7 protein-coding genes are annotated in these 10509 nt (G+C 70.8%); 3 read left to right on the top strand and 4 right to left on the bottom strand.

Going from position 1 to position 10509, the window contains the following annotated elements; translation table 11 throughout:
• Positions 1-52: 52 nt before the first annotated feature.
• Positions 53-814: a copper chaperone gene (locus FNH09_RS23665; RefSeq protein ID WP_162468992.1), complete on the bottom strand. Its 762-nt coding sequence runs from the start codon at positions 812-814 to the stop codon at positions 53-55.
• The gene (locus FNH09_RS23660; protein WP_152891254.1) at positions 811-1425 is read right to left on the bottom strand and encodes a DUF1326 domain-containing protein; all 615 of its coding nucleotides are present in this window, start codon (positions 1423-1425) and stop codon (positions 811-813) included. The genes FNH09_RS23665 and FNH09_RS23660 overlap by 4 nt, the downstream gene beginning before the upstream one ends.
• A 210-nt stretch (positions 1426-1635) precedes the next feature.
• Between FNH09_RS23660 and FNH09_RS23655 the strand changes: the two genes are divergently transcribed.
• Positions 1636-2028, top strand: a complete 393-nt coding sequence (locus FNH09_RS23655; RefSeq protein ID WP_152891252.1) for an MmcQ/YjbR family DNA-binding protein — start codon at positions 1636-1638, stop codon at positions 2026-2028.
• A gap of 37 nt (positions 2029-2065) precedes the next feature.
• Positions 2066-2734, top strand: coding sequence for a maltokinase N-terminal cap-like domain-containing protein (locus FNH09_RS23650; protein WP_152891250.1), 669 nt, complete (start codon positions 2066-2068; stop codon positions 2732-2734).
• 86 nt (positions 2735-2820) lie between these two features.
• Here FNH09_RS23650 and FNH09_RS23645 read toward each other — a convergent pair whose 3' ends face one another.
• Positions 2821-4719, bottom strand: coding sequence for an FHA domain-containing protein (locus tag FNH09_RS23645; protein WP_338017665.1), 1899 nt, complete (start codon positions 4717-4719; stop codon positions 2821-2823).
• A gap of 625 nt (positions 4720-5344) precedes the next feature.
• Here FNH09_RS23645 and FNH09_RS23640 point away from each other — a divergent pair.
• Positions 5345-6562, top strand: coding sequence for a glycoside hydrolase family 3 N-terminal domain-containing protein (locus FNH09_RS23640; RefSeq protein ID WP_152891248.1), 1218 nt, complete (start codon positions 5345-5347; stop codon positions 6560-6562).
• 69 nt (positions 6563-6631) lie between these two features.
• Here the strand turns inward: FNH09_RS23640 and FNH09_RS23635 are convergent, their stop codons facing one another.
• A complete protein-coding gene (locus FNH09_RS23635) occupies positions 6632-10384 on the bottom strand; it encodes a family 78 glycoside hydrolase catalytic domain (protein WP_202919737.1) in 3753 nt (1250 codons plus the stop codon).
• Positions 10385-10509 lie beyond the last annotated feature (125 nt).

Below are 10509 nucleotides of genomic sequence, written 5' to 3'. Positions count from 1 at the left end.
GACAGGCCCTGGGCCCTGGTGGCGCGCGGGTGACCGGCTGCCGGCTGTCGGTTCACATCCCGGCCGTGTTGCCGCCGGTCAGGCCCGGGGCCAGCGCCGGGAACCAGAAGACCGCGACGGCCAGGGCGATCGAGGCCATCCCGACGACCCGGGCCACCAGGCGGCCGGCCGGGGCGAGCTTCTCGGCGGTGATCACGACGGCCAGCGCCGCCATGGCCCACAGATTCATCACCCCGAAGGCCGCCAGCAGCACCATCAGGGCCCAGCAGCAGCCCAGGCAGAACGCCCCGTGGTGGGCTCCGGCGCGCAGATCGCGCGAGGTCCGCGGGTACGAGGCGTAGCGCAGGATCATGCCCAGCGGCGAGCGGCACTTCGCCAGGCAGCGGTCCTTGAGCGGGGTGAGCTGGTAGAGGCCGCCGACCGCGAAGACGGCCGCGGCCACCGCTGCCCGCGCCGTCCCGGGGAGGTCGACCGTCCGGCCGAGGCCGGCGGCCAGCGCGTACGCCGGCAGTCCGGCCGCGGCCCAGACGAGCAGGTAGGCGAGGGTGAAGACGGCCATGCGCGGCGCCCGGTGGGCGGTGATGGTGCGGGCGTACAGCGCGGCGACGGCCGCCGTGGCAGGCAGCATCATCGCGGCCGTCATCAGCGTCCACACGGCCAGGAAGGCGGCCAGGCCCAGGCCCATGGTCCCGGACATCACCCCCATGCCGCCCCAGCGCGCCACCAGCCACACCCAGGCGACCGCCGCCGCGACCAGCAGCAGCGCGGCGGGGCCCACCGTCCGGCGGCGGACGGCGACCGGGCCACCGGTCACGCGGACCACGTGAACGGCGCCGAGTGCCCGTTGGCGCCGGAGAAGTCCCAGGACCGGCCGTGGACGCCGTCGCCCCTGGCGCGGATGGACCGGGCGACCGTCAGATTACTGTTCGCCGGGTGGAAGATGCCGGTCAGGCCCATCACGGGACCGTCCTCCCCGAACTGCGGGGCGATCTGGTCCTCGATCTCGATGTCGATGGCGTCCCCGACCCGCACGGCGTGGCGGCGGCCGTCGTCGCGGTAGTCGATGGGGACGCGCTCCACTCCGAGTACCTCGCCGACCAGCGGAGTGAGCGCCGCCATCGGTCCGCCGGCCTGGCCGGAGAAGACCTTGGCCAGCGCCTGCGCCTGGCCCTCGTCGGTGGACGCGTCGACGTACAGGGCCACCTGCCAGCCGCCCTCGGCCATCGCCTGCGGCGCGTCGATGAAGATGGCGACGCTGTGGTCGGAGACGTCCACGCCGTCCACGTTCCCGGCGTCCACGTGGAAGGCGAAGGTCACCTGGCACCGCTCGTGGTCGGCCGGTGCGGCGAAGCCCGAGGTGGTGCAGGGGCACACCACGTCGCAGTTGCAGCTCTCCAGGTACGTGCCGTTCAGATTCCAGGACATGGCTCGTCCTCCCTGTCGCATGTCCCCGTTGTACGTCCCCCTGGGGCCCGGCAGGGCGGGCCGTCCCGGCGCCCCTCCTCACCACGCTATTCCCGGTGGTCCCGGCACGCAGATCCGCGCACGGCGCCTCGCCGGTCGTGTGCACTGTCAGTGGCGGCTGACAGAGTGGTACGCCTACTTCGGCGACCGCGCGGAAGGACGACGCAGACGATGGCGACGGCGCAGGAGGTCCGGACACTGGCGCTCTCCCTGCCACGTACGGAGGAGGCGCTGGTTCGGGACCAGGTCAAGTTCCGGGTCAACCGGATCGTCTACGTGGCGCTGTCCCGGGACGAGGAGTCCATGGGGTTCGCGTTTCCGCGGGAGGAACGGCCGGCGCTGATCGCCTCGGAACCGGAGAAGTTCTTCATGCCCGCGGCCTCCGACGAGCGGTACAACTGGGTGCAGGTACGGCTGGCCGCTCTGGACGAGGACGAGATGACCGAACTGGTGGTCTCCGCCTGGGCGATGGTGGTGCCCAAGCGCCTCTCGGCGGACTGGTTGGCCCGGTTGGACGTGAAGGCGGTGGAGCGGCGGGGCGGCGGAGCGAATGACAGGCTATGAGCGTTCGCGTCCGCCGACCGGAGGAGATGCTCTCGGCATGGCTGTCATCCACCAGACCGTCCTCACCCCGACCAAGCTCGAACTGCTCGCCATCTGGCTGCCCACCCGGCCGTGGTACCGCGGCGGCGCGGGTGAGCCGGACCTGGCCAAGGCCGGTGGTTTCCGGCTGGACGACCCGCAGGGCGAGGTGGGTATCGAGTTCCTGGTGGTCACCGATGCCTCCGGCGCGGAATCGGCCGCCTATCTGGTGCCGCTGACCTACCGGGGCGCCCCGCTCGACGGAGCGGAGCACGCCCTCGTGGGCACCATGGAGCACGGGGTGCTGGGGCGGCGCTGGGCCTACGACGGCTGCCACGACCCGGTGCTGGTCGCCCAGTTGCTGGCCCTGATCGAAGGCCGGGCCCAGGCACAGGACCAGAACGCCAGCGACACCCCCGACCGGGGGGTCGTCCGCGCCTGCACGCACGAAGTCCTTCTGGCGGCCGAGGACTTCGGCACGGCCGAGGACAGCCGGGACGGTACCGAACTGTCGGGACCGCACGGTGCGGTCCTGCGTCTGCACCGCCTGCTGCGCTCCGCCCCGGAGGGCGTTCCGCCCGTCCCGTCGGGCGAAGCGGCCGGCCATGTCTCCGGCGCCTGGCTGCCGCCGGACGGCACCCGCACCCGGGGCCTGTTCGCGCTCCTGCACACCGACCGTCGCTCCTGAAGCGGCGTACCCGGGGGCCGGGGCGCGGACCACGCCCCGGCCACGGGCCGTCGGACGTCCGCGTGCGCGGACCGGCCCGGCGCCCTTCAGAGTTGGGTGGCCGGTTCCAGTGCCTCGACGGCCGCTGCCGCGGCTGCGGAGTCCTGACCGTAGAAGATGTCGATGTCGACCTCCTCGCCGCCCATGGTGAGTGTGTCCCAGGCGCCGCTGAGCACCAGCATGCGAAGCGTCCTGCTCTCCAGGGTCCCCAGGCGTTCCAGGATCGCCTCGTCGTCCGGCATGCCCGGCATGCGCTTCTCCAGTCGGGTGCGGATCCCGCGCAGCCGTTCCAGGAGCGTCGCGGTGTCCGCCTCGCGGTCCGGTTCTTCGGCGATGCCGTCGATGCCGTGCGCGATGATGTCCTTGATGGCCCAGGTGGTGCCCTGGTCGTCGGTGGTCACCATCGCCTTCCAGGCACGGCTCTTGTGACGGTACTGGAGCATCGACATGGCGGCCTCGTGGCGCAGGAAGTCCGCGTCCCGGAAGGGCTTGCCGTTCCATGCCGCGTTGAGGGACCTGGCGAGCGAGATCGCCGATGCCAGGCCGCTGTTGAGCCCCCGGCCCGGCCAGAAGTGGATGGCGTTGGCGGCGTCGCCCAGCAGGAATCCGTACGTTCCCGGGGTGTTGGCCGTGGGCGGCAGCAACTCGGCGGTGAAGCGCGGACGTTGCACCATGTCCAGGCGGAACGAGGTGACCGCGCTCAGGTCGTCCGGCTCGACGCCGAACAGCCGCAGCCCTTCGCCCACCCGCTTCCACAGGGACGAGCCCCTGATGAGCGCCGGAAGGAACAGGGTGCTGTGCGTCGAGCACTGGAAGTCGCCGTGCTCGTCGCGTGCCATCAGGCAGGGGCGGGAGGCGATGCACTCCTCGAAGACACGGCGGACCGGGTCGATGCCGACGACCTCCGCGACCTCCGCGTCCGACAGACGCATGTTGAGGAAGCCCTCGCCGCGCAGGGAGTTCAGCAGGAACCGGTTCTGCCCGACGGTCAGCAGTACCGCCATGGGGTCGGTCAGGCCCGACTTCACGCGCAGGCCGAGGACCACGTCCTGGAGATGGCGGCCGTCCAGCGAGTAGATGGACTCGTCGGCCTTGCCGAACTTGGCGGCGAAGTGCTCCCGGGTGTGCGACCGTCCGCCGTCGCAGATCGCCAGTACGTGCTGGGCGGCCAGTGCCTCCTGCTGTTCGTCGATGCTGAACCGCGTGGGTACGAGCCGGATGCGGCCCTGCTTCTCGTTCGCCACTTCCAGGAGCCGGTCCTCGATGTAGGCGATCCGCATGTTGCGCGGATGGTGATCGCCGATCGAGTCGGGGCCGGACGGCCACATCTCGGTGTAGTGGTCCGGGTCGAACAGCCGGGCCTGGGTCTCCTCGGGCAGGCTGAGGTACTGGCGGCTCTGCACGGTCACCACCTGCTGGCGCCGCACGTTGCCCTGGCTCGCGTCCTTCCAGACGATCTTGCGGCCCTGCTTGCGCCACCGGCCGTCGTAGACGGTGATGCTGACCTGGGCGCCGAGGAGACGCTCCAGCAGCAGCGCCAGGGACAGGCCGACGGGCCCTCCGCCCGCGATGGTGACCCGTAGCACGGGCCCGTGTTCGATCTCCTCGTCGCCGTGGGTCAGGGACCTCGGCAGGGAGAGCGCCATGATGGTCTCCATGGCGTCCGCGACCTCGAAGCGGAACGCCTGGTCGCCGATGGTGATGTCGTCACCGGGCTTGAGCAGTCGGGAGTCGATCTCCTCGCCGTTGACCAGGGTTCCGTTGCTGCTGCCGCAGTCGCGCAGCACATAGCCCTGGGTGTCGTCGAGGACGAGCTCCGCGTGGAAACGCGAGACGCTCAAACTGGAGATGACGACGGTGTTCTCGGAGTTGCGTCCGAAGGTGACCCGGGTGCCGATCACCGGTATGCGTTCTCCGGCCAGCAGTCCTTCGTGCCCAACAAGCACCGGCGCCACAGCACTTCCTTCCAAGGGTTGACCACATTGCCGCTGCCGCGGTGCCACCGGAACGCACCGCTGCGCCAGCAGGACCGGGCAGCGTGTGACGGGTAGGGCGGAGGAACTTCCGCTCGACGTAATTGAATTGTGAATGGTTCGGTTCTGGCGACAGAGTAGCGCCGCCTGACCGGTACAGATGACTCATCATGCCCGATTCCGAAGCCGTTCGGGAGAGGCCTTCCGACGGCCGTGGAGTGGACCTCACCAGGGGCGAGTTGGCCATCCTGCCCCCCATGCGTCACTCCCGGACGCGCAGCGGAGCGTGTCGCAGCGAACATTGACGAACAATGGCGAATTCCGCATCTTTTCGGGCGGTTCCGCGGCTCGATTCCGATCGCGCACACCCCGGAGGAACCGCCTCGCACGCACAACTGCCGATCGACCGCGACCACGGCGGCCGTCGACCCCGCCGGACTCCGACAGCAGGGCTCCGACAGCAGGGCCTCGGCCGTGCCTCAGCAGGGGCGAACACGGTCGAATGGATGTACGTTTGAACGTACTGGCTGCGTGACCGCCCGCGACGGCCGGGCCCACGGCGCCCGGTCCGCCGCCGGCGCACCGGAAGGGGCTCCGCATGACTTCGCAGCAGGCACCTTGGCACGGCCCGCGGACCAGGCGGGCACGCTGGCCCGTACCCCTGCTGACGTTCTCGCTGGCGGCCACGAGCCTGGGCGGCGCCGGCGTCGCGCACGCCGCGACCGCGCCGGAGACACCCGCCCCGGCGGCCGTCGGTGCGAGCACGACCTGCGCCGACAAGGTCTTCGCCGCGATGTCGGAGTCACAACGGATCGGTCAGCTCTTCATGGGCGGCATCAACGCGGCCAAGCCGGACCAGAAGAGGATCCAGGTACTGCGCCAGTACCACGTCGGGTCGGTGTTCCTGGCGGGGCGGAGCTCGGCCGGCACGAAGGCGACCAAGTCCCTCACCGACAGCCTTCAGGCGAAGGCCGACACCGTGTCCGGGCATCGCGTGGGCCTGCTGGTCTCCACCGATCAGGAGGGCGGCCAGGTGCAGGTGCTGTCCGGCCCCGGCTTCTCGACCATACCGAGCGCGCTGGTGCAGGGGGGCTGGTCCACGTCGGCACTGAGCAGCGCGGCCGCCGGATGGGCCAAGCAGCTCAAGTCGGCCGGTGTGAACCAGAACCTCGCGCCCGTCGCCGACGTCGTCCCGGCCAGCCTGGGCACGAACAACGCGCCGATCGGCCGGTACGGCCGCGAGTACGGCCACACCCCCTCGGTCGTGACCTCCCACAGCCTCGCCTTCGCCGCGGGCTTCACCCAGTCCAAGGTGCTGACCACGTTCAAGCACTTCCCGGGACTGGGCTACGTCCGCGGCAACACCGACACCACGGCGAACGTGGTGGACTCGGTGACGACGACCAAGAGCGCGAGCCTCGCTCCGTTCAGCGCGGGCATCAAGGCGGGTGCGCCGTTCGTCATGGTCTCGCTGGCCAAGTACAGCAGGATCGACCCCAAGCACCAGGCCGTGTTCTCCCCCACCGTGATCAACGGACTCCTCCGCAAGACCCTGGGCTTCAAGGGCGTGGTGATCTCGGACGACCTCGGCAACGCGGTGGCCGTGAAGTCCGTGGCCGTGGGCAACCGCGCCGTGGACTTCCTGTTCGCGGGCGGGGACATGGTCCTGACCGTCGAACCGAACCTGGTCCCGACCATGGCCAAGGCCGTGCAGACCCGGATGGGACAGAGTTCGATCTTCCGCACCCAGGTGGACCAGAGCATCCACCGCATCCTGGCCGCCAAGCAGCAGGCGGGCCTGCTGTACTGCGGCTGACCTCGACGGCGGTTGGGGCGGGAACCGTGCACCGGCTCCCGCCCCCGGGTCCGCCGCCGACGGCCGGTGTCAGCTCGCCGCGGTGAAGGTGTACGTCCCTGCCGGCAGGTGGTAGCCGGTCTCACCCACCGGGACCGCCTGGGGCGGTGCGACGATCGACTGCGGTCGCGAGGTGGGGACGGTCACGGCCGCGCAGGTGTTGACGGGCACGGTGACACGCAGTTCCAGTCGTCCGGCGGAGACCGACCAGCTGCTGGACGCGCTGCCGAAGGGCGTGTCGTACGTGCTCTCTGCGGAGGTCAGGCCGCCGCCGGGCCGTGGTGCGACGCGCAGGGAGGCGTAACCGGGACTCCCTGGGCCGAGACCGCCGACCTGACGGTAGAGGAAGTCGCCGACCGAGCCGAGACCGTAGTGGTTGAACGAGTTCATGCCCGGGTCGTTGAACGAACCGTCGGTACGGATGCCGTCCCAGCGCTCCCAGACGGTGGTGGCGCCGTGATCGATCATGTAGCCCCAACCGGGGAAGCCGCGTTGCAGCAGAATCCGGTACGCGGTGTCGACGTGCCCGTGGTCGGCCAGCACGGGCAGCAGGTTCTCGACGCCGAGGAAGCCGACGCTGAGATGCCCGTTCGTCGCGGCGACCTTGGCGGCCAGCTTGTCCGCGGCCGGCTGGACCAGGGAAGCCGGCAGCAGCCCGAAGGCCAGGGCCAGCACATAGCCGGTCTGGGTGTCGCCGCGGACGGTCCCGTCGGCGGCGACGAAGCGCGTGGTGAAGGCCGACGCCACCTGATCGGCGAGCCGCCCGTAGGAAGTGGCCTCCGCCGTGCGGCCGGTGGCCGCCGCCATGCGCCCGACCAGACGTGCCGACCAGGAGAAGTAGGCCGTGCAGATGAGGTCCTGCGCCGTGTCGTCGTTGACATTGAGCCAGTCGCCGAAGGTCTGCCGGTTGCGTATCAGGTCGCTGCCGGCGGTGCTGCGCAGATAGTCAACCCAGCGCGCCATCGCCGGGAAGTGCCGGTCGACGACGGCGAGATCCCCGAAGCGCTGCCACAGCGTGTACGGGATGATCGTGCCCGCGTCGCCCCAGCCGGCCGTGCCGGAACCGCCGATCACCGCGGGGGCGACATCGGTGAAGGCGCCGTCGGCCTGCTGGGCGTCCGTCAGGTCGTCGGCGAACTTGGCGAGGAGCGCGTGGGTGTTCAGGTTGAAGGTGGAGGTGGCGCAGAAGGCGGCGATGTCGCCCGTCCATCCCAGGCGCTCGTCGCGCTGGGGGCAGTCGGTCGGGATGGAGAGCATGTTGCTGCGCTCACCCCAGACGATGTTGTGCTGAAGCTGATTGACCAATGCGTCGGAGGTGTCGAACGTGCCCTGCTGCGCGGCGTCGGTCCACACCGCGCGTCCCGTGACGGTGCCGTTGTCCGGGCTGTACTCGGCCGGTAAGCCGCTGAGTTCGACGTACCGGAAGCCGTGGACGGTGAACCGGGGCTCGTACGTCTCGACGGCCCCGGTTCCGGCGAGGATGAACCGGTCGGTGGCCTGGGCAGCACGCAGGTTGGTGGTGTACAGCGTGCCGTCGGCGTCGAGGACCTCGCCGTGCCGGACGGTGACCGTGGTGCCCGCCTCGCCGCGGACCGCGATGCGGTTCCAGCCGGTGAAGTTCTGGCCCATGTCGAAGATCCAGACCCCTGACCGCGGCTGCGTGATCGACACGGCACGGAACTCGTGCTGGACGGTGACACCGTTGTCGACCTGGGCGACCAGGTGGGGTGCGGTCCCGTCGCGGACGACCGCGCCGGCCCAGCCGCTGTCGTCGAAGTCGGGGCCGTCCCAGCCGTCGAGGTGCAGACGCGCGTCGTACGTCTCGCCGTTGTACAGGTCGTCCGCCGTGATCGCGCCCGTGCTCGCTCGCCAACTGCCGTCCGTCGTCACCAGTTGGGTACTGCCGTCGGTGAAGGTGATGTGCAGCTGCGCCGCGTACCACGGCCGGTTGCCGTAGTGCCGGCTGCCGGCGAATCCCAGACTGCCGGAGTACCAGCCGTTGCCCAGCCAGGCGCCGAGGACATTGGTCCCCTGCCGGATCCCCGAGGTCACGTCGAACACCTTGTACTGAAGGCGTCTGGTGTAGTCGGTCCACCCGGGGGCCAGCACGTCCTGGCCGACCTTCGCCCCGTTGAGCCGGGTCTCGTGAAGGCCCAGCGCGGTGGTCAGCAACCGGGCGGAAGCCACCTGTCCGCCCACGGTGAAGCGCCTGCGCAGCAGCGGCGCGGGTCCGACGACGCGCACCCCGGACCCCCACGGACCGGCTCCGTACGAGGCGACCACGCGCGCGGCAGGCCAGTCGCCGTCGTCGAACCCGGGAACCTGCCAGCCTGACGGCGCGCTCTGGTACGACCTCCACGACGCGTCGGAGACGACGGTCGGGCCGCCCGTCACCGTCAGCTTGGCGATGAGCGCCGCAGGCGACTCGCTCGTGTTGCGGCTCTCGATCGCGATCGTGTTGCCGCCGCTCCGGAGGTGGGCGGTGACATCGACGAGGGCAGCGCTCTTCCACGAGTCGGTCACGCGTGGCGAGGCACTCACCAGGGTTCCGTTGATCCATACGTCCGCGGTGTCGTCCCCGGTGACGACCAGGGTCGCGGCGGCGGGCGCGCCGGTCAGTGCGAAGGTACGCCGGAAGCAGCGGGTCTCGACGGGACGTCCTGTCGCGGGATCGCCCTCGGGGTACCAGATCCAGTCGGCCCCGGACAGATCCGGGTCCTCGGGCCGCCCGATGAACGCGGCACGCCACTCGTCGGCCGCGGCCAGCAGCCCGGTCTCGAACCACTGCGGCTCGCTCCACGCGCCCGTCCGGCCCTGGGTGTCCCAGACGCGCACCTGCCAGAAGTAGCGCGTCAGGCTCGCCAGACCAGGGCCGGCATAGGCGATGTCGATCTGCCGGTCCGACGGGACACGGCCGCTGTCCCACACGTCGCCGGTACCGGCGGCCGTGGCCGAGACCCGAATCTGGTAGCCGGCCTGCCGTTGTTGCCGCTCCGTCGAGTCGAGCCGCCAGCCGAACCGCGGCCGTGCGCTGTCGACACCCAGCGGGGCCGCGCGGTGTTCCACGGTGCAGCCGGCCACGCTCAACGGCGACGCGGCGGCGAGGTCGGGGGCGGCGACGCCGGAGTACCAAGGGGCGACACCGTAGGCACCCAGGTCGCGAACGGCGGGCCAGCTGCCGTCGCCGAAGCCGGGCAACTCCCAACCCTCGGGCACGTCCTTGCCCGCCGACCAGCTGCCGTCGGTGACGACGTCGGTCGTACCACCGGAGGACTGGACGCGTACGCGCCCGATGACTCCCGCGGGTCCGCCCTGGTTGCGGCAGGCGAGCGCAAGCGTGTTGACCCCCGCCGTCACCGCCGGCCGCAGGTCCACGTAGAGGGCCCTGCGCCAGGAGTCGACGACTCTGGGCGATCCTGCCAGCGGCTTCCCGTTCAGCCATACGTCTATCGTGTCGTCGCCCGTGACGACGAGTTGCGCATCGCTCACATCGCCTTCGGCGACGGTGAATCCGGCACGGAAGTACCGGTGTCCCGCGGGGGCGTCGGCGCGCGGATCGCCTTCCGGATACCAGATCCAGTGAGCCGGGGAGAGCCCGACGGGCGGCACCTGCGGTGTGCCGGTGGCCGCCTGCGCCGGGGCGGGCAGGGCACCGACGGCGCCCGCGGCGAGGGCGCCTGCGGCCAACGCCGATCCGGCGCTGAGGAAGTGGCGTCGGCTGAGCGGGAGTTGGCGGCGGGGAGTGGGCGAGTCGGCGCCGTGGGGGGTGATGTGGCTGACCAACGAAGTACTCCTTCACACACGTGGTCGGGCGAAGCAGAACAGTTCGGCTGTGCAGCGGACACGAACGGCATCGGCCGGTCCCGGCACAGGCGCGGCGGTCGCGGTCGCTGGGTTCGTTCTCGTGC

It is taken from the genome of Streptomyces adustus, from assembly GCF_009377175.1.
Classification (GTDB): domain Bacteria; phylum Actinomycetota; class Actinomycetes; order Streptomycetales; family Streptomycetaceae; genus Streptomyces; species Streptomyces adustus.
The sequence above is the reverse complement of the archived record's forward strand: the minus strand, read 5'-3'. Positions and strand labels throughout refer to the sequence as shown.